We start from the raw sequence: 24,675 nt of genomic DNA, 5'->3' as shown, positions 1-24,675 counted from the left end.
TCGGCTACCGCAGCCGGCGGGCAGGGCGCGTCTCGATCGCGTCGATCGTGAGGGCGCGGCGCGTTATCCGCCAACCGAATTCAGTCCGCGCGTAGTCGTCGTCGTAGCGCAAGTACCACACCAGGTCGACGATGCCTTCGTCACGCCGGCTCCAGTGGTGCGCGGTCGCCGCGATACGCCCCTGTGCCAGATCAGGATTCGAGCCCGCGGTGTATACCTCGGAGTCGATGGCGTGATGCGTGCGGCCGACGGTGCTCGCCGCCGCCAGCGCGGCCGCGATCTCGTCGGGCCCGCGGTGGTGGCGCACCGGCATCAGCACATCCGGAGGTTCCGGCAGCACCAATTCGCCATCGCTCGCGAACAATCCGAGCACGGACTGGATATCCCGATCGTCGACGGCACCGGCATAGCGGTGCACGACATCCGACAGCGCCAGGCGATCCGGCACCGAAAGGCTCACGGCGACAGGCCCAGTCGCTGTGCGCAGGCCGACAGCAGGTCCTTGGCCTCGTCGATATCGGTGACCGGCGGCATGCCCAGCACCAGGCGAGTAGCACCCACATCGGCCAGACGTCCGGCGCGGTCGGCGTCGACCTTGGTGACCAGGTGCCCAAGCGACAACTCGAGGGTGTCCGGGTCGCGGCCCGCCTCTTCGGCGGCCACCCGCATCACTTCGACCAGGGTCGCCAGCTCGCTGCCGCCGACCCCGAGCGGCTGAAAGCCGTCACCCAGCCGGCCCGCCCGGCGTGCCGCGAAACGGCTGTGACCACCGATGTGAATCGGTATGCCCTGTGCAGAAACCGGTTTCGGATAACACATCGCGTCGTCGAAATCGTAGAACTCGCCGTGATGGCTGACCCCGTCGGGATTGTCGGCCCACAGCGCCCTCAGCACGTGGATCTGCTCGTCGGCGCGCCTGCCCCGGCTGTCGAAATCCGCACCGCACGCCTCGATCTCCTCGCGCAGCCACCCCACGCCGACGCAGAGCCGCAGCCGCCCGCCGGAGAGGACATCGATGGTCGCGGCCCGCTTGGCCAGCATCACCGGATGGTGGTTGGGTAACACCAGCACACCGGTGGCAAGGCCCAGGTTCGTGGTCTGGCCGGCGATAAACGCCAACATCTCCAGCGGATCGGGCACCGGGCAGTCCGGGGCCACCTCGACCCGACCGGACGGATCGTACGGATACACGCTGCTGTAGCGGGTCACCAGCACGGTGTGCTCGGCCATGACGATCGATTCGAAGCCGCACATCTCGAGGTGGCGGGCGAATTCACCCATCCACCGAGGGTCCGCGGTGACCCCGGCTCCGATGGGAGCGACGACGGCGACCTTCACGTCGTGAGGCTAACCCTCCGGGTCCGACTCGCCTTCGCCCGGTCCCGCCAGCTGAGCCATCAGCAGGTCCAGAAACACGACGTGCCCCTTGAGAAGTTTGCGCCGGGCATGCGCGACCGGGAACCAGCCCACCCGGTCCAACTCGGGAAACTCCTGCATCCGGCCCGACCCTTTCGGCCATTCCATCGTGAAGGTGTTGCTGCGCGCGCCGGTCACGTCGAAGTCGGCTTCGACGGCGAAGACCGTCAGCACCTTGCCGCTCGGCTGCTTGACCGGATCGAACGCGATCCGGGGTCCGTCGGGCACGGCGCAGCCCAGCTCCTCGGCGAACTCACGTCGCGCGGCCGCCCACGGATCCTCGTCGGGCTCATACTCGCCCTTGGGAATCGACCAGGCGCCGTCGTCCTTGCGCGCCCAGAACGGTCCGCCGGGATGGCCGATCAGCACCTCGGCGACCCCATCGGTGACGCGGTGCAACAGCACGCCCGCACTGTATTTCGGCATCGCTACTCCGGGCGCGGCACGGTGGCCGCGTGCAGCGCGGCGGCCAGTGTCTGCGCCCGTCGGTCGGTCAGCACATCTTCGAGCAGCATCGGCGAGCGGTCCGGCCCGGTCAGCGGGACCCGCCAATTCGGGTACTCGTTGGTGGTTCCGGGCTGGTTCTGAGTGCGGCGGTCACCCACGGCATCGGGCAACGCCAACGCCAACAGCCGCGACGGGGTACGGGCCAGATACCGGTACAGGCCCAGGATCACCTGCTCCTCATCGGGATCTGCACCGAGCAGACCGACCCGGCGCAGTTCGGCCAGCCACGCCGCCTGCTCGGCGCGATCGTCGGCCAACTCGTCCTCCGCGGGCCGGGTGAGCAGGCCCAGCTCGTCGCGCAGCCGGACGTGCTCGCCGGCCAGATACCCCGGTGTCGGCGGCAGATCGTGGGTGGTCACCGAGGACAGGCACAACTCGCGCCACCGCTCGGCCTGCAGCGGTCCGCGGTCACCATCGTTGTCCCGCTCGAACCACAGGATCGAGGTGCCCAAGATCCCTCGCGCCCGCAGGTAGTCGCGCACCCACGGCTCCACGGTGCCCAGATCCTCGCCGACGACGACGGCGCCGGCCCGGTAGGCCTCCAGCGCGACGATCCCGATCATCGCGTCGTGGTTGTAGCGCACGTAGGTGCCGGCGGTCGGCGACGCACCCGAGGGAATCCACCACAGCCGGAACAACCCGATGATGTGGTCGATGCGCACCCCGCCGGCGTGCCGCAGGATAGCCGCGATCAGGTCCCGAAAAGGTTGGTAGCCAAGCTCTTCCAGTTGATCGGGTCGCCACGGCGGTTGCGACCAATTCTGGCCGAGCTGGTTGAATTCGTCGGGCGGCGCACCCGCCGTGACACCGAGCGCCAGCACGTCCTGCAAGGCCCAGGCATCGGCACCGTCGGGATGCACGCCAACGGCCAGGTCGTGCATGATCCCCAGCGCCATGCCGGTGCGGACCGCCTGCGACTGCGTGGCGGCGAGCTGATCGTCGAGCTGCCACTGCAGCCAGCGATGGAACTCGACGGCCGAGCTGTGCCGCTGCGCGAACTCGAGCACCTTGGGACTGGCCGGGTGCCGCAGCGCGTCGGGCCACTCGTGCCAGTTGCCGCCGTATTTCTCGGCCAGCGCCGACCAGGTCGCGAAGTCGTCGAGTGCCCGGCCTTCCCGCTCCTTGAAGGCCTCGAACGCGAGCTGGCGGCCTGCCGACCGGGGTACCCGGTAAATCGCTTTCAGTGCAACGCGTTTGGCCGTCCACGAGGCGTCGCGGTCGATGGTGTCCACCTTGCGGGCACGCGCCTGGATCGCGGCACGTAGCTTCCAGACCCGGCCGCGCTTGGGCAGGAACGCGAATTCGGGGACGGACTCGACCCGCAGGTACAGCGGATTGGTGAACCGTCGAGAGGTCGGCAGATAGGGGGAGGGCTCCATCGGTTGGGTGGGCGCTGCGGCGTGCAGCGGGTTCACCAGCACGTAGCCGGCGCCGTGACGTGCCCCGGCCCACACCGCGAGGTCGGCGAGATCGCCGAGATCGCCCACGCCCCAAGAGTTCTTCGAGCGCACGCTGTAGAGCTGAACGGCCAGCCCCCAGGTGCGGCGCGCACCCAGCCGGGCCGGCAGCCCGAGCCAGGCCGGGGTGATGATCAGCGGCGTGCTCGCTTCCTGATCGCCCGAGCGCAGATGGACATGGTGGTAGCCGAGCGGCAGATCGGCCGGCAGCACGAACGTCGCCTCGCCGACCATCCGGCCGTTCAGGTCGAACGGCGCCGTCCAGTTGTCGGTCTGCCGCACCCCGCTGCGGACCGTGCCGTCCTCGAGCCGAACCCACACGTGCGCGGGATCGCCGTGGTCGACATGAACCCAAAACGACGTCTCGCTGTCGGCGCGGCCAATGATGGTCGGCGGCAGTGACCGTGACCAGTACCGGACGTCCTGCGCCGAAAGTGCTGCTGCGCGGCCCTCTTCGGTGCCGGCGTCGATGCCGAGGCCGTTCAGGACCGCCACCAGCGTGGCCTCGCCGACGGGCACGAGCCGTCCGGTCCAGTCGTGATATTCGCATGCCACGCCGAACCGGTGGGCGAGTTCGGACAGCGACGCATCAGTCATGGCTGCCATCTTGCTTGGTTACCCGTAACCTCGCCTCACGTGGGCACCCCCGAACTCGACGTGCGACACCGCCGGGCTCGGGTCGCGACCGCCGCGCTGTTCCTGACCAACGGCGCACTCTTCGCCAACCTGCTGCCGCGCTACCCCGAGATCAAGGCGGACCTCGGGTTGTCCAACACGGCCTTCGGCCTGGCGGTGGCGGCGTTCTCGGCGGGTGCGCTGCTGACCGGTCCCACCTCGGCCACGCTGATCCGGCGCTACCGCTCCTCGGTGGTCGCGGTCACGGGCAGCGTTCTGATCGCGGTCTTCACCCTCGCGGCCGGGCTCGCACCCAGTGGCGTGACGCTGGCCGCGGCGCTGTTCTGCGCGGGGGCGGCCGACGCGGTCACCGACGTCGCCCAGAACGTCCACGGGCTGCGACTACAGCGCGCCTACGGGCGATTCATCATCAACTCGCTGCACGCAGTCTGGTCGTCGGGGGCGGTCCTCGGTGGCCTGATCGGCGCCGGCGCAATCTATCTCGGCGTTCCGCGGGCCGTGCAGTTGTCGGTGTCCGGCGCGGTGTTCAGCGCGGTCTGCCTGATCGGGTACCGGTTCCTGCTGCGTGGTCCCGACCATGACGCGCCCGCGTCCCATCACGGCGGCGCGGCGGCATCTCGACCGGGCCGCACCGTCTACCTCGTGCTGTGCGCGCTGGTGGCGATCGCGATCGCCGGCGCCGTGGTCGAGGACGCGGGCAGCTCGTGGGCCACGCTGTACCTGCACACTTCGTTGTCGGCCCCGGCCGCGATCGCCGCATTCGGCTACGTCGCGATGATCGGCGCCCAGTTCGTGGGCAGGGTGCTCGGCGATCGGATGGTCGACCGGTGGGGGCAGCGCGCCGTGGCCCGGGCCGGCGGACTGGTCATCGCCGCAGGCATGGCGGCCGCGCTGGCCTTTCCGAGCGTCCCGGGGACCATCGCCGGGTTCGCCGTCGCCGGATTCGGCTCGGCCACCCTGATCCCCGGCGCGATGCACGCCGCGGACGAACTCCCGGGTCTGCGCCCCGGCACGGGGTTGACGGTGTTGAGCTGGCTGATGCGGGTGGGCTTCCTGGGCTCGCCGATCGTCGTGGGCGCGATCGCTGACGCGCTGTCACTGCGAGTGGGACTGCTCAGCGTGGTGGTGGCCGGACTGGCCGCGATGCTGCTGGCCCGAGCGCTCAGCCCACAGAGCCGGACAGTTCGATCGTGAGCACACCGGCGATGATGAGCCCGATGCCGGCCACCATCAGCGGGGTCAGCGGCTCGGAGAACAGCGCCCGGGCGATCACGGCGATCAACGCGACACCCGCCGCCGACCACACACCGTAGGCGACACCGACCGGCATACCCAGCGACAGCGTGACCGACAGCAGCGTGAACGAGATCAGATAGCCGACCATCATCGGCGCGATCCAGACCTTCTTGCGGAAGCCGTCCGAGGCGCGCAACGACAGCGTCGCGCACACCTCGACGAGGATGGCCCCGGCCAGCGTCAGCCACATCACGGCGGGGTCTCCTGGCGTCGCGATCCGAACTCGACCATCAGCACCCCGACGATGATCAACCCGATACCGGCGATGATCGGGATGGTGAACGGATCACCGAAGATGACCGCGGCCAGCGCCGCCGTGGCCGCGGTTCCCACCGCACCCCAGACGCCGTAGGCGACCCCGACCGGCATGCCGGCTCGCAGTACCAGCGCCAGGAAGTAGAACGAGGCGACGTAGCCGACCACCACGACGACCAGCCAGGCCCGATGGTCCTGGGATGCCCGCAGCGACAAAGTGCCCGTGACCTCGACGCAGATGGCGGCCAGAAGTAGCGCCCACTTCCGCACGCCCCACCTCCATCGGCTATCAGCCTGGTCAGGATAGCTGGGCAGGGATTTGTGTCCGCGGTCATACCGCAATCGCTATTACCCGTCGGTAACGTGGATGGGATGACAGCGGACACGAATATCCAGCAGGTCCCCGGCCAGCCGGTCGCCCAGACCAGCTACGGCCCGGTCCGCGGCACCGACGACGGCCGGGTCAAGACGTGGAAGGGCATTCGCTACGCCGCCGCACCCGTCGGCGAGCTGCGCTGGCGTGCGCCGGTGCCCCCAGCGCCCTCGAGCGAGGTCATGGATGCGACGGCCTTCGGACCGGTCAGCCCGCAGCCGCGCAGCCCGATCCCGATGGGCCTGGGCACCCGCGCCGACGAGGACTGCCTGTTCCTCAACGTGTGGGCACCGTCGGATGTCGAGCCCGGCGACGCCCGACCGGTGATGGTCTGGGTGCACGGCGGCGCCTACATCTTCGGCTCCGGCAGCCAGCCACTGTACGACGGAACTGTGCTCGCCGGCGGTTCCGACGTCGTCGTCGTGACGATCAACTACCGCCTCGGCGCGCTGGGCTTCCTCGACTTCTCGTCGGACGGCTTCGACACCAACATCGCCCTGCGCGATGTGCTGGCCGCGCTGCGCTGGGTGCAGGACAACATCGCCGGGTTCGGCGGCGATCCGGACCGGGTGACGCTGTTCGGCGAATCCGCAGGCGCGGCCATCACCACCACCCTGATGGCCGTGCCGGCAGCCGCGGGGCTGTTCTCCCGGGCCATCGCCCAGAGCGCGCCGGCCACCTCGATCTACGACAAGGCGCGCTCCGCCGCCGTCTCGCGCCAGTTCCTCGACCGCCTCGGCATGACTGCCGCCCAGGCCCACCGGGCACCGGTCCAAGCGCTGATCGATGCGTCTCAGGAGCTGTTCGACCACGTCCCGACCGCGACCCCCGGCCTGCTGGCGTTCGCACCGACCGTCGACGGCGAACTGGTTCCGGACTACCCCGTGACACTGGCCCGCGCGGGAAAGACCCATCCGGTGCCGCTGCTGATCGGCACCAACAAGAACGAGGCCGCGCTGTTCCGGTTCATGCGCTCACCGCTGATGCCGATCGCGCCCAAAGCGGTCCGCACGATGTTCGACGAGATCGCCAACGACCAGCCCGGCCTGCAGCTTCCGACCGCGGAAGAGGTCAGTCTGGCCTACCCCGCGCGACTGGCCCGCACCCGCAGCCTCGGGGTGGCCAGCGACGTGGGCTTCCGGATGCCCACACTGTGGTTCGCCGAAGGGCACAGCGCCGTGGCTCCGGTCTACCTGTATCGATTCGATTGGGCGACACCGGTTTTCAAGGCGATTCGACTCGGGGCGGCGCACGCCACCGAGTTGCCCTACGTCTGGGGCAATCTCGTCGGCGGCCCTCGCGACGTCACCTTCAAACTCGGCGGACTCAAGACGGGCGAGGAGTTGTCGCAGCGCGTGCGTGCCCGCTGGACGGCGTTCGCCACCACCGGCGATCCGAACGTTCCGATCGGTCAACCGCAATGGGCTCCGTACCGCAGCGACGACCGCGCCACCCTGGTCATCGACCGCGACGACCGCGTCGTCGACGATCTCGACCGTCAGATCCGGCGGGCCTGGGGCAATGAGGTGCTCAGCTTCCGCTGACCGGCTTCTTGAACCGGTGTCTAACAAGGCGGGTTAGACTCCCGGGCAGGAGGTCTCAGGCGTGGAACATATCGGAGAATGGCTGGCTGTTCTCCCACCCCAGATGCGCGAACCGGTGCTGTTCGCGATTCCGTTCTTCCTTCTTCTGCTGATCATCGAGTGGACCGCGGCCCGCAAGCTGGAAAGTCTGACCGGGGAGTCGGACCGGCCCGCGTCGGGCGCCTACCTCACCCGTGACGCCTGGAACTCGATCTCGATGGGTCTGGTGTCGATCGCGACGATGGGGGCCTGGAAGTTCCTAGCCCTGCTCGGCTATGCCGCGCTGTACACCTACGTCGCCCCTTGGCATCTGTCGCCGAGGCAGTGGTACACGTGGGTGATCGCGATCGTCGGAGTGGACATCCTGTTCTACGCCTACCATCGCATCGCCCACCGGGTGCGGCTGATCTGGGCCACCCATCAGGCACACCACTCCAGCCGCTACTTCAACTTCGCGACCGCGCTGCGCCAGAAGTGGAACAACAGCGGCGAGATCATCATGTGGATTCCGTTGCCGCTGTTGGGCGTTCCGCCGTGGATGGTGTTCACCGGCTTCTCGATCAACCTGATCTATCAGTTCTGGGTCCACACCGAACACATCGACAAGCTGCCCCGGGCATACGAATTCGTCTTCAACACGCCGTCACACCACCGAGTGCACCACGGGATGGATCCCGAATACTTGGACAAGAACTACGGCGGGATCTTCATCCTGTGGGATCGCCTGTTCGGTACCTTCCAACCCGAGTTGTTCCGCCCTCACTACGGCCTGACCAAGCCGGTCAACACGTTCAACATCTGGAAGCTGCAGACCCGCGAGTACGTGGCGATCGCCCACGATGTACGCGCAGCGACTCGATGGCGTGATCGGCTGGGTTACGTTTTCGGCCCGCCCGGCTGGGCGCCCACCGCCGCGCCGCAATCCACTACGGTTGCCAACGCATAGTCAACAGCGGTGCCGTCAGCGAGGATGGAGCCCATGGAGGTCAAAGAAGTCCTGCTGCCCGGAGTGGGGCTGCGCTACGAATTCGACAACGCCGACGGCCACCACCTCGGTGTGATCGCCCGCCGCGGCGGTGATTTCGAATTCGTCATGTACAGCGCGGCCGATCCTGATCAGGCCCACCCGGTGTTCCGCCTCACCGACGAGGAAGCCGACGCGCTGGCCCAGATCCTGGGCGCCCCGCGGCTGGTGGAACGCTTCGCCGACCTGACCAAAGAGGTGCCCGGCCTCGACGCCGGCCAGGTGGAGATCGTGCCGACCTCGCCGTTTGTCGACCGTCCGCTCGGTGACACCAAGGCCCGAACCCGCACCGGTGCGTCCATCGTGGCGATCGTGCGCGACGAGGAAGTGCTGGCCTCGCCGGGTCCTGGCGAGGTGCTGCACGCCGACGACGTCCTGGTGGTCATCGGCACTGAAGACGGCATCGCAGGCGTGCGGCGCATCGTCGACCAAGGCTGACCCTCGTGGCCGTGTCGGTGGCGCTCCTGCTCGAGCTCGGCGTCATCCTCACGGTGCTGACAATCCTGGGCACCCTGGCCCGCAAGTACGCGCTGTCACCGATCCCGCTCTACCTGCTGGCCGGACTGTCGTTGGGAACCGGCGGTATCGCGCCCGTTCCCGCGGCTGGTGCGTTCGTGTCGACCGGGGCCTCGATCGGCGTCGTGCTGCTGTTGCTGACCCTGGGCCTGGAGTTCTCGATCGGCGAGTTCGCGGCCAGCATGCGGCGGCACCTGCCATCGGCCGCCGTCGACGTGGTCCTCAATGCCACCCCGGGTGCGATCGCCGGCTGGCTGCTGCACCTGAACTTCGTCGGAATCCTGGCGATGGCAGGCATCACCTTCATCTCCTCGTCCGGGGTGATCGCCCGGCTGCTCAACGACCTTGGCCGGCTGGGCAACCGGGAAACCCCGGCAGTCCTCTCGGTGCTGGTGCTGGAGGATTTCGCGATGGCCGCCTACCTGCCGTTGCTGGCGGTGCTGGCGGCGGGTGGCACCTGGTGGGAGGCACTGCTGTGGATGGGTGCCGCGATGATCGCGCTGGTGGCGGTGTTCGCGGCGTCGTACCGCTGGGGTCATCACGTCGGACGGCTCATCTCACACCCGGACGACGAGCAGCTGTTGTTGCGCATTCTCGGGCTGACGTTGCTCGTGGCGGCCGCTGCCGAACACCTGCACGCCTCGGCGGCGGTGGGGGCTTTCCTGGTCGGGCTGACACTGACGGGGGAGACCGCCGAACGGGCCCGCGCGGTGCTGACCCCGCTGCGTGACCTGTTCGCGGCGGTGTTCTTCCTGGCGATCGGGCTATCGGTGGATCCCAAGGACCTGGTGCCGATGCTGCCGGTTGCCGTGCTGCTGGCCGCGGTCACGGCGGTCACCAAGGTGGCGACCGGCGTCTACGCGGCCCGCCGCGACGGGGTGGCCCGGCCCGGCCAGCTGCGCGCCGGCACCGCGCTGATCGCCCGAGGCGAGTTCTCCCTGGTGATCATCGGCCTGGCCGGGACATCGGTCGCCGCGATCGGATCCCTTGCCACGCCATACGTATTCGTATTGGCCATCGTCGGCCCCCTGCTGGCGCGATTCGCCAGGTAGCGCAGCCACGCCGTGGCACGATTCTTCAGGTGCAGACAGTATTCGATCGCCCCGTCGACCCCGCCCTGATTTCCCGCGCACTCGGGTCCGCGGCGTTCGGATCCATGTGGCTGGACATTCCCCGGCCCGACTACCCGAAGCTGACCGCGGGCTGCAGCTGTGACCTGCTGGTGGTCGGAGGGGGTTACGCCGGCCTGTGGAGCGCGCTGCACGCCATCGAGCGCAACCCGGGTGCACGCGTCGTGCTGATCGAAGCCGAGCGGGTGGGATGGGCGGCCTCGGGACGCAACGGCGGCTTCGTCGAGGCCAGCATCACGCACGGTGCGGAGAACGGAAAATCCCGCTGGCCCTTGGAATTCGACCAGTTGGAGAAGCTCGGGCTGGCCAACCTCGACGGCATGCAGGCCGACATCGGCAAGCACGGCATGGCGGTGGATTGGGAGCGCACCGGGATGCTGACCGTGGCTACCGAACCACATCAGGTCGAGTGGTTGCGCGAGGGCGCCGACGACGGCCACGAACAATTTCTCGACCAGGCCGCAGTGCGCGCGCAAGTCGATTCGCCGACCTATCTGGCCGGGCTGTTCGCTGCCGACACCTGCGCGATCGTTCATCCCGCACGGCTGGTCTTCGAGCTTGCCCGCGCCTGCGCCGAGGCCGGCGTGCAGATCTTCGAGCACACCGCGGCGCTGTCGGTGGAGCGGGACCGCAACGGTATTCAGGTGAGCACCCGCACCGGCGTGATCGAGGCCGACCAGGTTGTGCTGGCCACCAATGTCTTTCCCAGCCTGCTCAAGCGCAACCGGCTGCACACCATCCCGGTCTACGACTACGTGCTGGCCACCGAGCCGCTGACAGCTGCGCAACTGGACAGCATCGGGTGGCGCTCCCGGCAGGGGATCGGCGACAGCGCCAACCAGTTCCACTACTACCGCCTCTCGGCGGACAACCGGATCGTCTGGGGCGGATACGACGCCGTCTATTACTTCGGCCGTCACGTCAACCCCAAGTACGAGGACCGGTCCGAGACCTATCGCAGGCTCGCGGCGCACTTCTTCATCACCTTCCCCCAACTCGAGGACGTCCGGTTCAGCCACCGCTGGGCCGGTGCGATCGACACCAACACCCGGTTCTGCGCGCACTGGGGTCTGGCGGGCCGCGGCCGGATCGCCTATGTCAACGGCTTCACCGGTCTCGGCGTCGGCGCGGCTCGGTTCGCCGCCGATGTCTGCCTGGATCTGCTCGACGGGCGCCCGACCGAACGGACCGAGTTGGAGATGGTCAACCGTAAGCCGTTGCCGTTCCCACCCGAACCGGCGGCCAGCATCGGTATTCAGGCCACTCGATGGTCGCTGAACCGCGCCGATCACCACGCCGGGAAGCGCAACCTCTTCCTGCGCACCCTGGACCGGCTCGGCCTGGGGTTCGACTCCTAACCCCGTTTGGCGGGATTGCTGCGACGACACGCCGGGTACGTCATAGTTCGTTGGTAACGATTTGAGATCGGCGCCGATACACAGTCGAGATACTTTCGCGGCGCGTCCTTGACGAGTCGCCGACCGATCGGGGTGTACAGTGTCGCGATTTGCCCGCAATGGTGTCCTCGCCGCCGCGGCGGCCATGGCCGCGTCCGCACTTTTCGCGCCGGTGGCTCAGGCTACCCCCGGCGTGGTGGTTTCCCCCGGGATGGAAATCCGCCAAGCCAGTAACGTCTGCACACTCGGATACGTCGATCCCGTTGCGCGGATCGCCTATTCGGCCGGCCACTGCCGTGCCGACGGGCCGGTCACCAACCGCGACGGCCAGATCATCGGCACGGTCGCGACATCGCAGGACAACACGCCCGACGGCGCCGTCGTGCGCACCGACCAGGTGATCTCCGACTACGAGACGATCACCTTGGCCCCCGACGTGGCGATCAACAACATCCTGCCCGGCGGTCGCCAGCTGGTCGCCGAGGCCGCGCCCGCGATGGCCCCCGGTCAGCCGGTCTGCCATTTCGGCGTCGTCACCGGGGAAAGCTGCGGCTCGATCGAGCGGGTCAACAATGGCTGGTTCACCATGGAGAACGGTGTGGTCAGCCAGAAGGGTGATTCCGGCGGGCCGGTCTACATGCCGCTCGACAACAACAAGGCCGTCATCATCGGACTGTTCAACAGCACCTGGGGAACGTTCCCCGCGGCGGTGTCCTGGGTGGCCACCAGCCAGCAGGCCAACGCGGACATCGGCGTGGTCAATGTGGCTGCGGCCCAAGAGGCGAACGCCAACTAGCTCCCCAGCGCGAACACCGGGATGACCGGGGCGGCGGCGCGCAACTGATCGGCACTCGATTCCGGCGTCAGACCCGCGATGTGCCCCTTGACCTCCCAATACCACCGATCCAGGTAGCGCTTGAGCAGCGCAGGCTTGTCGTCGTCGGCGACCTCGGTCAGCGCGACCGGAGCATGTCGCCAGCGCGGTCCCAGCTCCACGGCGCCCGCCGCGCGGGCGTTGCGCGCCCACTGCGTGTTCCCGCGGGGTGAGACCAGGTAGTCGACCCCGTCGACCCGCAATACGTTGACGACCACGCTGTGGAGCGCGCCGGACTTGCGGCCGCGGACCCGCAGCGCTCGGGTGCCGGCGATGCTGATGCCCGCCTCGGCGAGCCGGCGGATCACGGTGTTGACGGCGCGGGCGGCCGCGTTCGGGCGGTCGTAGTGCTGGTTCATCGATTCGTCCCATCAGTCAGCTGTTGAGAGCGGTGCTCTCTGTTAAGACCGACAGCCGTCTCCGCCAAAATCAAGAGCAGTGATCTCGGCTGTGCGAGACTCGGCGCGTGGGGAAACGGGAGGAATCGCGGCAACGCATTGAGGCGCGGATCGTCGAGCTGGGCCGTCGGCAGCTGGCCACCGTGGGTGCGGCCGGACTCTCGGTGCGTGCGATCGCCCGCGAGCTGGGCATGGTGTCCTCGGCGGTCTACCGCTACGTCGCCAGCCGCGACGCGCTGCTGACCCTGCTCCTGGTCGACGCGTACTCGGACCTGGCCGACGCCGTCGGCCAGGCCAGGGCCGGCACCGACGGCGGATGGCGAGCCGACGTCACGGTGATTGCCCACGCGCTGCGACAGTGGGCGACCGATCAGCCGGCCGACTGGGCGCTGCTGTACGGCAGCCCGGTGCCGGGCTATCACGCACCCGCGGAGCTGACCACCGGGCCGGGCACCCGGGTGATCGGGATGCTGTTCGACGCGGTGGCGAACGGGGTGGCCACCGGAGACATCGCACTCACCGAACACCATGTCGCACAACCGATGTCGGCGGACCTGCTTCGGGTGCGCGACGAGTTCGGCTTTCCCGGCGACGACGCGCTGGTGATCCGGTGCACCGCGGTGTGGGCACTGATCGTCGGCGCTGTCAGCCTCGAGATCTTCGGCCAGTACGGCGCCGACACCTTCACCGATCCCGCCGTGTTGTTCGACGAGCAGATCCGGTTGGCCATCGACCTGCTGACCGCCCCGGCACAGAACTAGAACACGTTCTAGCCACACCGGCGGGGCGGGGATATCCTCGAACCGATGACTAATCAGACACCTGTCCAGATTGCGTGGGTCACCCACGATCTGGACGCCACCGAAGCGACGTTGACCGCGCTGCTCGGGGCCAAAAAATGGGTTCGGATGCCCGACATCCACTTCGGGCCCGACACCTGCGTGCATCGCGGCGCACCCGCCGACCACCACGCCGACATCTCGCTGAGCTACGCCGGCGACACCCAGCTGGAGCTCATCGCGCCGACCCGCGGCGAGAGCATCTACACGGAGTTCCTCGCCAACGGCGGGCCCGGCCTGCACCACATCTGCGTCGAGGCGCCGAACCCCGACGCCTTCGAGGCCGCATTGGCCGCCGCCGAAGGATCGGCACCCGTCGTCGCACGCGGGCTGATGCCGGGCGGTATGCAATTCGCCTACCTGGCCGCGCCCGCGGCAGGGGTGCCCTACCTCGAGATCGCCTACGTTCCCGACGAGATCCGCGCGTTCTACGACTATGTGAAACAGGAGCAGCAATGAGTGGCCTGGACATCCCCGCGACCGTCGACGCCGCCGAGGTGCCCGAATGGTCCGATGACGTCGACGTCGTCGTGATCGGCTTCGGGATCGGCGGGGGCTGCGCGGCGGTCAGCGCCGCCGCTGCCGGCGCGCGGGTCCTGGTGCTCGAGCGGGCGGCCGTCGCCGGCGGCACCACCTCTATGGCCGGCGGGCACTTCTACCTCGGCGGCGGCACCGCCGTGCAGCAGGCGACCGGGCACACCGACAGCGTCGAGGAGATGTACTCCTACCTAGTCGCGGTGTCCCGCGAACCCGAGCTCGACAAGATCCGGGCCTACTGCGAAGGCAGCGTCGAGCACTTCAACTGGCTCGAAGAGCTCGGGATCGCCTTCGAGCGCAGCTACTACCCGGAAAAGGCTGTCATCCAACCCAATACCGAGGGTTTGATGTTCACCGGCAACGAGAAGGTGTGGCCGTACAAGAACATGGCGGTGCCGGCTCCGCGCGGGCACAAGGTCCCGGTTCCCGGTGACACCCAGGGTGCGGCCATGGTCATCGACCTGTTACTCAAGCGGGCCGCGGAACTGGACGTGCAGATCCGCTACGAGACCGGTGCGACGAATCTCGTCGTCGACAACGACTCCGTCGTCGGCGTGAGTTGGAAGCGCTTCAACGAGACCGGCTCGATCCGGGCCAAGTCGGTGGTCATCGCCGCCGGCGGATTCGTGATGAACCCGGATATGGTCGCCCACTTCACCCCGAAGCTCGCCGAGAAGCCGTTCGTGCTCGGCAACACCTACGACGACGGGCTGGGCATCCGGCTCGGCGAGTCGGTGGGCGGCGCCACCAAGCACATGGACCAGGTCTTCATCACCGCACCGGTGTACCCGCCGTCGATCCTGCTGACCGGCATCATCGTCAACAAGTTCGGCAAACGGTTCGTCACCGAGGACTCCTACCATTCGCGCACGTCAGGTTTAGTGATGGACCAGCCCGACAGTGCGGCGTACCTCATCGTGGACGAGGCGCACATGCAGCGCCCGGAGATCCCGCTGATCACGTTCATCGACGGCTGGGAGACCGTCGAGGAGATGGAGGCCGCACTGGGCATCCCGACCGGCAACCTCGTCGAGACGCTGAACAACTACAACGAGCACGCCGCCAAGGGCGAAGACCCGGAGTTCCACAAGCAGCCCGAATTCCTTGCGCCGCAAGACAAGGGGCCGTGGGGCGCCTTCGACCTGACGCTGGGCAAGGCGATGTATTCCGGGTTCACCGTCGGCGGGCTGGCCACCGACGTCAACGGCGAGGTGCTGCGGGCCGACGGCAGCGTGATCGGTGGCCTGTACGCGGCCGGCGCCTGCGCATCCAATATCGCCCAGGACGGCAAGGGTTACGCCAGCGGTACCCAGCTGGGTGAGGGCTCGTTCTTCGGACGGCGGGCCGGCACGCACGCCGCCATCACCGCGACGGGCTGAGCGCCGGGGCGGTCACACCCTGATGGTTTCCTTGCCGTCCAGCTCGCCGAGCCGCCATTCGCCGTCACCGAGCAGTTCCAGGTGCTTGGTGTGGTGCTGCTCGACCGTGCTGCGGTGGCTGACGCTGACCAGGATGGTGTTCGGCAGCCGGGTTCGGACCAGCCGGTAGAGCAACAGCTCCAGCCCCTCGTCCAGTGCCGAAGTGGACTCGTCGAGGAACGCCGCCTTCGGCTTGGTCAGCAGGATCCGGGCGAAGGCGATGCGCTGCTGTTCACCCGGCGAGAGCACCTTGGCCCAGTCCCGAACCTCATCAAGCCGGTCGATGAGATGGGGCAGGGCGACGAGGTCGAGAACTTCGCGGAGCCGGGCGTCGTCAACGGTGCCTTCCTCATTGGGATAGGACACCACGGCACGCAGATCGCCCAGTGGGACATAGGGCATCTGGGAGAGGAACATCGTGGCGTTCTCTTCACCAGGGCACTTCATCCCACCCGATGTATACGGCCACAGTTGCGCGAGGCTGCGCAGCAGCGTGGTCTTACCAACACCGGATTGGCCTTTGACCACCATCGTGTCACCGGGCTCGAGGTAGAGATCGATCGGGGAAACCAGGACCCGGCCATCCGGTGTGCGGACCTCGACCCCCTTCAGTTGGACGGTGCCGTCGGCGCAGTCTTCCATGGTCAGCTTGGGCAGCTCCCTGGCCTCATCGTTGGCGACGACCAATCCGTGCAGACGGATGATCGCGGCGCGGTAGCCGGCAAACGAGTCGTAGGCGTTGCGGAAGAAGGACAGCCCGGTCTGGATGCTGCCGAATGCCGATGCGCTCTGGGTCATCTCGCCCAATTTGATCTCGCCACCGAGGAAACGGGGGAACTGGAGCAGATAGGGCAGCGGGACGATGATCTGGCTGATCGACAGGTTCCAGCCGTAGAAGCCCATCATCCGGTTCACATAGCGCTTGTAGTTGGTCACCACGGGCGCGAACAGCTGCCGCAGGCCGGTGCGCTCGGCGATCTCGCCGCGATAGAAGGCCACCGCCTCGGAGGCGTCCCGCAGGCGGACCAGGGCGTAGCGGAACGCCGCGTTGTACTTCTCGTTGTCGAACGCGAGCCGGATGATCGGCTTGCCGATCCAGAACACCACGAGCGTCGCGGCGACGACGTAAGTGATCCCGATGATGAACATCGCCTTGGGGAGGGTGATGCCGAAGATGTCCAGCGGTCCCGACAAGTCCCACAGAATCTTGGCGAACGAAATCATCGAGGCGAGTGAGGACACCGCGCCGAAGAGCAGTGTTGCCGTCGTGGTGTTGTTCGGGGTGTTGGGCAAGGGCCCGACCCCGGCGGTGAAGATGTCGATGTCGTACTGGATGCGCTGGTCCGGGTTGTCGATCGTGGCGTCGATGAAGCGGGACCGGTAATAGGCCTGCCCGTCCAGCCAGTCCCCGGTCAGCCGATCGGTCAGCCACGCGCGCCAGGCGAGCATGAAGCGCTGCATGAGGAACAGGTCGAGCATGACGCGCGCCACGTGGATAGTGGCAAGGACCGAGAACACCAGGATCGACATCCAGAATCCGTGCGCCCCGGACTCCTTGACCGTCGCGTCGCCGCCGCCGATCCCGGCCGCCACCGTCTGGATGGCGGTGAACATGTCGTTGCCCTGGAAGCTGAACAGCACGTCCAGCCGCACCCCGGCGATCACGATGAGCAGCAGGCCTGCCAGCCACACCCACACCTTGACGCTCTCGCGGCCGGTGAAGTACCCGCTGGTGATCCGCCAGAACTGGCGACCCCACACGGTGAACCGGACGATCGCCGCCAGAACCACCATGGTGGCCACGGCCGAAATGGCCCAGGCTATGGCGATCCAGATCAAGGACGGAACCAGTTCGGCGCCCCAGTTCATCGACGGGGTGAACATCTCCATCCCGGCAAGGTACCGCGAACACGTGAGAACAGGACGTCCGAGGTAGCTATGTCGAGGCGGTCAGGCGTTCGATCCGCCAGTCACCGTCACCCAGCAACTCCAGGTGCCGACGGTGGAACCGCTCGATCGTGGCGCGATGGCTGACGCTGACCACGATCGCATCGGGCAGCTCCCGGAACAACAGGTCGTAGAGCATCGACTCCAGGCCCTCGTCCATCGCCGACGTCGACTCGTCCAGGAAGACGGCTTTCGGCCGGGCGAGCAGAATCCGGGCGAACGCCAGCCGCTGCTGTTCTCCGATCGAGAGCACCTTGGCCCACTCGTCGACCTCACCAACGTGCAGGACGAGCTGCGACAGGGCGACCTTGACGAGTGCCTCTTGAATCTCCCGGTCGCCCACCGCTCCCTCGGCGCTGGGGTAGGAGACGGCAGCGCGCAGACTGCCCAGCGGCAGATACGGCAGCTGAGGGACGAACATCGTCGCCGACGGCCCGCCGGGCAGCGCGACCGAACCCGAGCGGAACGGCCACAATCCGGCGATGCTCTGCATCAGCACCGTTTTCCCGATGCCGGATGCGCCGGTGATCAGCAGCGAATCGCCCGGTTCGAGTCGGATGTCGAGGTTGTTCACCAGCCGGCGGCCGCCGGGGCTTTGGACCTCGACATCCTCGAGTACGACCGCCCCGTCGGAGGAGTCGACGACCGGCGCCGGGGTCATCGCCCGTGCCCTGGCATTCGCCTCCACCAGCCCGTTCAGCCGGATCGTCGTCCCGCGATAGCTGGCGAACGAGTCATAGGCGTTCCGGAAGAACGACAACGAGTCGTGAATCACGTGGAAGGCGGTCGCCGACTGCATGACACCGCCGAAGGAGATCTGACCGGCGAAAAGCCGTTGTGCCTGAACGATATACGGGAGCGGATTGATGGCCTGGCTGACCGAGAGGTTCCAGCCGGTGAACACGACCATCCGGTTCATCCAGCGCCGGTAGTTCTCGAGCACCGACGACAGGCGAGCAGTCAGCACGTGGCGTTCGGTGCGCTCGCCCTTGTATAGGCCGATCGCCGCACTGGCGTCGCGCAGCCGGACCATCGCGTAGCGGAATGCGGCATTGCGCAACTCGTTGAGATAGCTGAGCCGGATCATCGGCCGGCCGATGGCAAAGGCGACGACGGTGCCGAGGAGGACGTAGAGGAACACGATCCAGAACAGCGCCCGCGGAATGGTGAGATCCCATAGGTGCAGCGGCCCGGACAGCTGCCACAGGATGGCGCCGAAGGAGAACACCGAGAGCACCGAGGACACCGCACCGAACAGCAGCGTCTGCCCGGAGCCGTAGGCGGGGAAGTTCGACAGGTTCCCGACGCCGGTGGTGAAGATGTCGACATCCTGTTGGATCCGCTGATCCGGATTGTCGACCGCGTCGCGCGAGAATTGGCTTCGGTAGTACGCCTCGTCGTCCAGCCAGTCGTCGATGACGTTGCAGCTCAACCAGATCCGCCAGCGCATGATGAACCGTTGGGTCAGGTAGAGGTCGGCCAGATAGCGCACCACATGCAACGTTGCCAAGACGGTGAACACGACCATCGCCGACCAGAACCCGTCCGGCCCGGAATTGCTGTCCGGGTTCGCGAAGGCGATCTGCAATGCGTTGAACTGGTCGTTGAACTGGTAACTCAGCAGGACGCTGATCCGCACCGCGATGATGGTGGACAACAGCATCGCCGCCAGCATCGCCCAGTTCGCCACGCTGTGCCTGCCGGTGAAATACCCGCCGGTGATCCGCCAGAACTGACGGCCCCACTCGGTGAACCGTGCCAGCGCGATCAACACGAGGACCAGGCACGGCGCGGTGGCCGCGAACACTTCGACGATCCACCGCAGCGACGGAAGGAGCTCATGGCTCCAGTCCAACGACGGTGTGAACGTCGACGAATTCATGAGCCCACCTCCGATCTGCGGCGAACCTACCCCGGCAGGTCGGCGTAGGCGCGCATCCGCGGTGGATGGCTCCCAGAAATGTGCGCTGCGGTGCCGGTACCGTTGTCACGTGGCGAAAGATCGCAAGAGCAGCAGTCCCGGACCCGGCCGCTTCAGCCGGGGCTTCTGGCGGATGCTGGGTGCCAGCACCGAGAAGACCAAAGCCGAGTCGATGGCCGAGGTGTCGGCCTCCGCCGAGTTCGACGAGAAAGCCCAGGGCCTCGACGACGAGCAACTGCTCAAGGCCGCCAAGCTGCTGGAACTCGGCGACCTCGCCGCATCGGCCGACATCCCGCAGTTCCTGGCCATCGCCCGCGAAGCCGCCGACCGGGCAACCGGACTCCGGCCCTTTGACGTCCAGCTGCTGGGCGCCTTGCGCATGCTCGCCGGCGACGTCGTCGAGATGGCGACCGGTGAAGGCAAGACCCTCTCGGGTGCCATCGCCGCGGCCGGCTACGCGCTGGCCGGGCGCAACGTCCACGTCGTCACGATCAACGACTACCTGGCCCGCCGCGATGCCGAATGGATGGGACCGCTGATCGAGGCGATGGGCCTGACGGTCGGGTGGATCACCGCCGAGTCGACGGCGCAGGAGCGCCGGGCCGCCTACGAATGCGATGTCACGTACGCCTCGGTCAACGAGATCGGATTCGACGTGCTGCGCGACCAGCTGGTGACCGATGTGGCCGACCTGGTGTCGCCCAACCCCGACGTCGCACTGATCGACGAGGCCGACTCCGTTCTGGTCGACGAGGCGCTGGTGCCGCTCGTGCTGGCCGGCACCACGCACCGCGAGACCCCGAAGGTCGAAATCGTCCGTCTGGTAGGCGAATTGACTGCAGGCACCGACTACGACACCGACTCCGACAGCCGCAACGTGCACCTCACCGAGGACGGCGCGAAGAAGCTCGAGGCCGCACTCGGCGGCATCGACCTGTACTCCGAAGAGCACGTCACCACCACGCTGACCGAGGTGAACGTCGCCCTGCACGCGCACGTGCTCCTGCAGCGCGACGTGCACTACATCGTCCGCGACGGCGCCGTGCAGCTGATCAACTCCTCCCGCGGCCGGATCGCCTCGCTACAGCGCTGGCCCGACGGCCTACAGGCTGCGGTCGAAGCCAAGGAAGGCATCGAGACCACCGAGACCGGCGAGGTCCTCGACACCATCACCGTGCAGGCGCTGATCAACCGCTACCCGACGGTGTGCGGCATGACCGGTACCGCGCTGGCCGCCGGCGAGCAACTGCGCCAGTTCTACAAGCTCGGTGTCTCGCCGATCCCGTCGAACGCGCCCAACATCCGTGAAGACGCCGCCGATCAGGTCTACATCACCGCAGCGGCCAAGACCGAGGCGATCATGGAGCACATCATCGAGGTGCACGCCACCGGCCAGCCGATCCTGGTCGGCACCCATGACGTCGCCGAATCCGAGGAACTGCACGAGCGGCTGATCCGCCGCGGCGTCCCGGCCGTCGTGCTCAACGCCAAGAACGACGAGGAGGAAGCCGCCGTCATCGCCGAGGCCGGCAAGCTCGGCACCGTCACCGTCTCCACCCAGATGGCCGGCCGGGGCACGGACATCCGGCTCGGCGGGTCCGATAGTAACGACCACGCCGCGAGCAAAGAAGTCGCCGAACTCGGCGGCCTGCACGTCATCGGCACCGGACGGCACCGCACCGAGCGGCTGGACAACCAGCTGCGCGGCCGTGCCGGACGCCAGGGCGACCCGGGCTCGTCGGTGTTCTTCGCCAGCTGGGAGGACGACGTCGTCGTCGCGCACCTCGACGAGGGCAAGCTGCCCACCGAAGCCGACGACACCGGGAAGATCATCAGCGCGAAGGCCGGCACCCTGCTCGACCACGCCCAGCGCGTCGCCGAGGGCCGGCTGCTCGACGTGCACGCCAACACCTGGCGCTACAACCAGCTGATCGCCCAGCAGCGCGCGATCATCGTCGAGCGCCGCAACACACTGCTGAGCACGGCCGCGGCCCGCAACGAGCTGAAGGACCTGTCCCCGGACCGCTACGAAGAACTGGCCGAGAAGTCCAGCGACGAACAGCTGGAGATCATCTGCCGCCAGATCATGCTCTTCCACCTCGACCGCGGGTGGGCCGACCACCTCGCCTATCTGGCCGATATCCGGGAGAGCATCCACCTGCGGGCCCTGGGCAGGCAGAACCCGCTCGACGAATTCCACCGGATGGCCGTCGACGCGTTCGCGAATCTGGCCGCCGACGCAATCGAAGCGGCCCAGCAGACGTTCGAGACAGCCAACATCCTGGAGGAAGAGCAGGGCCTGGACCTGTCGAAACTGGCCCGGCCGACCTCGACGTGGACCTACATGGTCCACGACAACCCGCTCAACGACGACACGTTGTCTGCGCTGAGCTTGCCCGGGGTTTTCCGTTAGGTTTTGTCCATGACGCAGCCGCCCCACGATCGGGTGCTGACGATCCCGAACGGCCTGTCGGTGATCCGGCTGGTCCTGCTGCCGGTGTTCCTGTACCTGCTGCTGGTCACCCATGCCTACGCACTCGCGGTCGCGATCCTGATGTTCAGCGGGTTCTCCGACTGGGCGGACGGCAAGATCGCGCGGCTGGTGGACAATCAGTCGTCACGGCTGGGTGCGCTGCTGGACCCGCTGGTCGACCGGATCTACATGCTGGCTGTTCCGCTCGGCCTCGGCTTCGCCCATGTCGTGCCCTGGTGGCTGGTGATCACGCTGATCGGCCGTGACCTGCTGCTGGCGGCGACCCTGCCGATCGTGCGCAGCCGCGGTTTGACCGCGCTTCCGGTGACCTACATCGGCAAGGCCGCGACGTTCGCGTTGATGTCCGGCTTCCCCCTGGTGTTGCTGGGGCAGTGGGATGCGCTGTGGAGCAGGGTGGTCGGGGCCTGCGGCTGGGGATTTCTGATCTGGGGTGTCGGCATGTACCTGTGGTCGGCGGTGCTCTACCTGCTGCAGGTGCGTCTGGTGATGACCACGCTGCCGAAGGTGGGCGTCAGCGATGCCCGCGCCTGACAGCGCGCTCGGCGGCTACGACCCGCTGGCCGGGCTCCGTAGTGACCAGCAGGCGGCATCACGCATCCCGCTGCCGTCGCTGCTGCGATCCCTGCTGACCGAGCACCTCGATCCCGGGTATGCGGCCGCCGCGACCGAGCGCGAACGCACCGGGCGCACCCGCCGGCCGGTCTCGACCTACGCCTGGCAGGCACTGTCCGCCCTGCTGATCGCGGTGGTGTTCGCCGCCGCCGTGGCGCAGGCGCGATCGACTGCCCCCGGTGTCAACGCCGCCCAGCAGGTGCTCGCCGCCAGTGTGCGGTCGGCCGAAGGCACCACCGACCGGCTGACCCGCCGCCGCGACGAGCTGGCCAGCCAGGCCGACGACATCCAACGCCGTCAGCTGCGCGACGACGCGACCGGGCGCGACCTGCTCAGCCGGCTCGATGCCCTGAGCCTCGCCGCCGCCACCACCGCGGTCATCGGCCCCGGCCTGACGATCACGGTCACCGACCCCGGGATGAGCCGGGGCCTGTCCGACGTGTCCGATCAACGGGTGCCCGGCAGCCGCCAGATCATCCTCGATCGGGACCTGCAGCTCGTGGTGAACTCGCTGTGGGCCAGTGGGGCCGAAGCGATCTCGGTCGGCGGTGTGCGGATGGGACCCAACGTGACGATCCGGCAAGCTGGCGGCGCCATCCTGGTCGACAATCATCCGATCAGCAGCCCGTACACGATCCTCGCAGTGGGACCGCCGAACAGCATGCGGGATACCTTCGACCATAGCGGCGGCCTGCAGCGGCTTCGGCTGTTGGAGGCGTCGTACGGCGTCGGGGTCAGCGTCGCCAACGGCGACGGCCTGTCGTTGCCCGCGGGCGCGATACGAGAGATTAAATTTGCCAAGCAAATCGGGCCGTAAGGGGGTCGGCTCGGCGGACTGGGGGTACCGCCCCGCCGAAGGCCAGGGGGAGAGCGGAGCGACACGGGGAATTGGGAGGCACATGATCGGAATCGCCGCACTCGTCGTCGGCATCGTGCTGGGACTGGTGTTGCACCCCAGTGTCCCCGAGGTCATCCAGCCCTACCTGCCGATCGCCGTCGTCGCCGCGCTGGACGCGGTGTTCGGCGGCTTGCGGGCCTACCTGGAGAAGATCTTCGACCCCAAGGTCTTCGTGGTGTCATTCGTCTTCAACGTGCTCGTCGCCGCGCTGATCGTCTACGTCGGCGATCAGCTGGGCGTGGGCACCCAGCTCTCCACGGCGATCATCGTCGTGCTCGGTATCCGTATCTTCGGCAATGCCGCGGCGCTGCGGCGCAAGTTGTTCGGGGCCTGAGATGACCGACGAGGCCGGGGCGGACGCGGAGAAAGACGCAGCGACCGAACACGGGCGCCACGAACTGCCCGGCGCCGCACCGCCACCTGTGCGGCGGCCGCGCGCCAGCACCCAGCGGGTGTTCGGTGTCCTTGGCGTTCTGCTCTGCCTGGTGCTCGGCATCGGTATCGCCACCCAGGTCCGACAAACCGAGACCGGCGACGCACTGGACACCGCGCGCCCGGCCGATCTGCTGGTCCTGCTGGGCTCGTTGCAGCAGCGCGAAGCCGCGCTCAACACCGAGGTGGCCGAGCTGCAGCGAAATCTCGCGGCGATGCAGACCGCGGGCAGCAGCGACCAGGCGGCCATCCAGAACGCCCAGGCCCGTCTGGCCGCGCTGTCGATCCTGATCGGCACCGTCGGCGCCAGCGGGCCGGGGGTGAGCATCACGATCGACGATCCGGGGCCCGGCGTCGCACCCGAAACCATGCTCGACGTCATCAACGAACTGCGCGCCGCGGGGGCCGAGGCGATGGAGATCCGCTCCGGGCAACGGGCAGTGCGGATCGGGGTGGACAGCTGGGTGGTTGGTGCCCCCGGCGCACTGGAGATCGATACGCAAACGTTGAGCCCGCCGTATTCTGTTCTGGCCATTGGGGATCCACCCACCCTGGCCGCGGCGATGAACATCCCGGGCGGCGCCGTCGACAGCGTCGAGCGGGTGGGCGGGCAAATGACCGTCGCGCAGTCCGACCGGGTGGTGATCACCACCTTGCGGCAACCGAAACCCCGCCAATACGCTCAGCCCGTCAAATGAGCGTCACACACCGAGGA

The 24,675-nt window shown here is 67.7% G+C and carries 24 protein-coding genes; 15 read left to right on the top strand and 9 right to left on the bottom strand.

The features are described 5' to 3' along the window. Window positions 1–4: 4 nt before the first annotated feature. Genes HPC46_RS09245 through malQ form a run of 4 tightly spaced genes read right to left on the bottom strand, consistent with a single transcriptional unit; the run spans window position 5 to window position 3,986 of the window. Window positions 5–460 (bottom strand): nuclear transport factor 2 family protein, encoded by a 456-nt coding sequence (locus tag HPC46_RS09245; RefSeq protein WP_179469012.1) that lies wholly within the window; start codon window positions 458–460, stop codon window positions 5–7. Next, window positions 457–1,338, bottom strand: coding sequence for an LLM class F420-dependent oxidoreductase (locus HPC46_RS09240; protein ID WP_179469010.1), 882 nt, complete (start codon window positions 1,336–1,338; stop codon window positions 457–459). Before HPC46_RS09240 ends, HPC46_RS09245 begins: the two co-directional genes overlap by 4 nt. 9 nt (window positions 1,339–1,347) lie before the next feature. Further along, window positions 1,348–1,842, bottom strand: a complete 495-nt coding sequence (locus tag HPC46_RS09235) for an NUDIX hydrolase (protein WP_179469009.1) — start codon at window positions 1,840–1,842, stop codon at window positions 1,348–1,350. Window positions 1,843–1,844: 2 nt separating this feature from the next. Continuing rightward, on the bottom strand, window positions 1,845–3,986 hold the full coding sequence (gene malQ, locus HPC46_RS09230) for a 4-alpha-glucanotransferase (protein WP_407665485.1): 2,142 nt from the start codon (window positions 3,984–3,986) through the stop codon (window positions 1,845–1,847). Between the two features lie 30 nt (window positions 3,987–4,016). Here malQ and HPC46_RS09225 point away from each other — a divergent pair, with 30 nt between their 5' ends. Beyond that, window positions 4,017–5,210, top strand: a complete 1,194-nt coding sequence (locus tag HPC46_RS09225) for an MFS transporter (RefSeq protein ID WP_179469005.1) — start codon at window positions 4,017–4,019, stop codon at window positions 5,208–5,210. On the opposite strand, the gene HPC46_RS09220 is transcribed toward HPC46_RS09225, so the two are convergent. After that, complete coding sequence (locus HPC46_RS09220) at window positions 5,179–5,502, bottom strand: DMT family transporter (protein ID WP_179469003.1); 324 nt, start codon at window positions 5,500–5,502, stop codon at window positions 5,179–5,181. The two genes, HPC46_RS09225 and HPC46_RS09220, sit on opposite strands and share 32 nt — an antisense overlap. Further along, complete coding sequence (locus HPC46_RS09215; RefSeq protein ID WP_179469001.1) at window positions 5,502–5,837, bottom strand: DMT family transporter; 336 nt, start codon at window positions 5,835–5,837, stop codon at window positions 5,502–5,504. The genes HPC46_RS09220 and HPC46_RS09215 overlap by 1 nt, the downstream gene beginning before the upstream one ends. Before the next feature lie 102 nt (window positions 5,838–5,939). On the opposite strand from HPC46_RS09215, the gene HPC46_RS09210 reads away from it, so the two are divergent. The 6 genes from HPC46_RS09210 (at window position 5,940) to HPC46_RS09185 (ending at window position 12,386) form a co-directional block, all read left to right on the top strand. Further along, on the top strand, window positions 5,940–7,484 hold the full coding sequence (locus tag HPC46_RS09210; protein ID WP_179468999.1) for a carboxylesterase/lipase family protein: 1,545 nt from the start codon (window positions 5,940–5,942) through the stop codon (window positions 7,482–7,484). A 103-nt stretch (window positions 7,485–7,587) separates the two neighbouring features. After that, window positions 7,588–8,469, top strand: a complete 882-nt coding sequence (locus tag HPC46_RS09205; protein ID WP_218893940.1) for a sterol desaturase family protein — start codon at window positions 7,588–7,590, stop codon at window positions 8,467–8,469. A gap of 33 nt (window positions 8,470–8,502) precedes the next feature. After that, window positions 8,503–8,985 carry a cation:proton antiporter regulatory subunit gene (locus HPC46_RS09200; RefSeq protein ID WP_179468995.1) on the top strand — a complete coding sequence of 161 codons (483 nt, stop codon included), beginning with the start codon at window positions 8,503–8,505 and terminating at the stop codon, window positions 8,983–8,985. A gap of 5 nt (window positions 8,986–8,990) precedes the next feature. Then, window positions 8,991–10,115, top strand: coding sequence for a cation:proton antiporter (locus HPC46_RS09195; protein WP_179468993.1), 1,125 nt, complete (start codon window positions 8,991–8,993; stop codon window positions 10,113–10,115). A gap of 29 nt (window positions 10,116–10,144) precedes the next feature. Continuing rightward, window positions 10,145–11,551, top strand: coding sequence for an NAD(P)/FAD-dependent oxidoreductase (locus tag HPC46_RS09190; RefSeq protein WP_179468991.1), 1,407 nt, complete (start codon window positions 10,145–10,147; stop codon window positions 11,549–11,551). A gap of 139 nt (window positions 11,552–11,690) precedes the next feature. Then, a complete protein-coding gene (locus HPC46_RS09185; RefSeq protein ID WP_407665484.1) occupies window positions 11,691–12,386 on the top strand; it encodes an Rv1815 family serine proteinase in 696 nt (231 codons plus the stop codon). Here HPC46_RS09185 and HPC46_RS09180 read toward each other — a convergent pair. Continuing rightward, a complete protein-coding gene (locus HPC46_RS09180) occupies window positions 12,383–12,823 on the bottom strand; it encodes a nitroreductase/quinone reductase family protein (RefSeq protein ID WP_179468989.1) in 441 nt (146 codons plus the stop codon). The two genes, HPC46_RS09185 and HPC46_RS09180, sit on opposite strands and share 4 nt — an antisense overlap. A gap of 107 nt (window positions 12,824–12,930) precedes the next feature. On the opposite strand from HPC46_RS09180, the gene HPC46_RS09175 reads away from it, so the two are divergent. The 3 genes from HPC46_RS09175 to HPC46_RS09165 are packed head-to-tail and all read left to right on the top strand — an operon-like array spanning window position 12,931 to window position 15,617. Continuing rightward, on the top strand, window positions 12,931–13,623 hold the full coding sequence (locus HPC46_RS09175) for a TetR/AcrR family transcriptional regulator (RefSeq protein WP_325096605.1): 693 nt from the start codon (window positions 12,931–12,933) through the stop codon (window positions 13,621–13,623). 45 nt (window positions 13,624–13,668) lie between these two features. Next, window positions 13,669–14,160, top strand: a complete 492-nt coding sequence (locus HPC46_RS09170; protein WP_179468987.1) for a VOC family protein — start codon at window positions 13,669–13,671, stop codon at window positions 14,158–14,160. Further along, a complete protein-coding gene (locus HPC46_RS09165; protein ID WP_179468985.1) occupies window positions 14,157–15,617 on the top strand; it encodes an FAD-binding protein in 1,461 nt (486 codons plus the stop codon). The genes HPC46_RS09170 and HPC46_RS09165 overlap by 4 nt, the downstream gene beginning before the upstream one ends. A 12-nt stretch (window positions 15,618–15,629) precedes the next feature. Here HPC46_RS09165 and HPC46_RS09160 read toward each other — a convergent pair whose 3' ends face one another. Next, window positions 15,630–17,546, bottom strand: coding sequence for an ABC transporter ATP-binding protein/permease (locus tag HPC46_RS09160; protein ID WP_179468983.1), 1,917 nt, complete (start codon window positions 17,544–17,546; stop codon window positions 15,630–15,632). A gap of 46 nt (window positions 17,547–17,592) precedes the next feature. Beyond that, window positions 17,593–19,485: an ABC transporter ATP-binding protein/permease gene (locus HPC46_RS09155; RefSeq protein ID WP_179468981.1), complete on the bottom strand. Its 1,893-nt coding sequence runs from the start codon at window positions 19,483–19,485 to the stop codon at window positions 17,593–17,595. Between the two features lie 172 nt (window positions 19,486–19,657). Here HPC46_RS09155 and secA2 point away from each other — a divergent pair, with 172 nt between their 5' ends. From secA2 to HPC46_RS09130, 5 genes are all read left to right on the top strand, one after another. Then, window positions 19,658–21,937, top strand: coding sequence for an accessory Sec system translocase SecA2 (gene secA2 / locus HPC46_RS09150; protein ID WP_218893937.1), 2,280 nt, complete (start codon window positions 19,658–19,660; stop codon window positions 21,935–21,937). A gap of 9 nt (window positions 21,938–21,946) precedes the next feature. Next, window positions 21,947–22,549, top strand: coding sequence for a CDP-alcohol phosphatidyltransferase family protein (locus tag HPC46_RS09145; protein ID WP_179468978.1), 603 nt, complete (start codon window positions 21,947–21,949; stop codon window positions 22,547–22,549). After that, entirely contained in the window at window positions 22,536–23,447 is a 912-nt protein-coding gene (locus tag HPC46_RS09140) for a DUF881 domain-containing protein (RefSeq protein ID WP_179468976.1), read from the top strand. Before HPC46_RS09145 ends, HPC46_RS09140 begins: the two co-directional genes overlap by 14 nt. 82 nt (window positions 23,448–23,529) lie before the next feature. Continuing rightward, window positions 23,530–23,862 carry a small basic family protein gene (locus HPC46_RS09135; RefSeq protein WP_005149178.1) on the top strand — a complete coding sequence of 111 codons (333 nt, stop codon included), beginning with the start codon at window positions 23,530–23,532 and terminating at the stop codon, window positions 23,860–23,862. A gap of 1 nt (window position 23,863) precedes the next feature. After that, on the top strand, window positions 23,864–24,658 hold the full coding sequence (locus HPC46_RS09130) for a DUF881 domain-containing protein (protein WP_179468974.1): 795 nt from the start codon (window positions 23,864–23,866) through the stop codon (window positions 24,656–24,658). Window positions 24,659–24,675 lie beyond the last annotated feature (17 nt).

It is taken from the genome of Mycolicibacterium vinylchloridicum (assembly GCF_013404075.1).
GTDB lineage: Bacteria > Actinomycetota > Actinomycetes > Mycobacteriales > Mycobacteriaceae > Mycobacterium > Mycobacterium vinylchloridicum.
The sequence above is the reverse complement of the archived record's forward strand: the minus strand, read 5'-3'. Positions and strand labels throughout refer to the sequence as shown.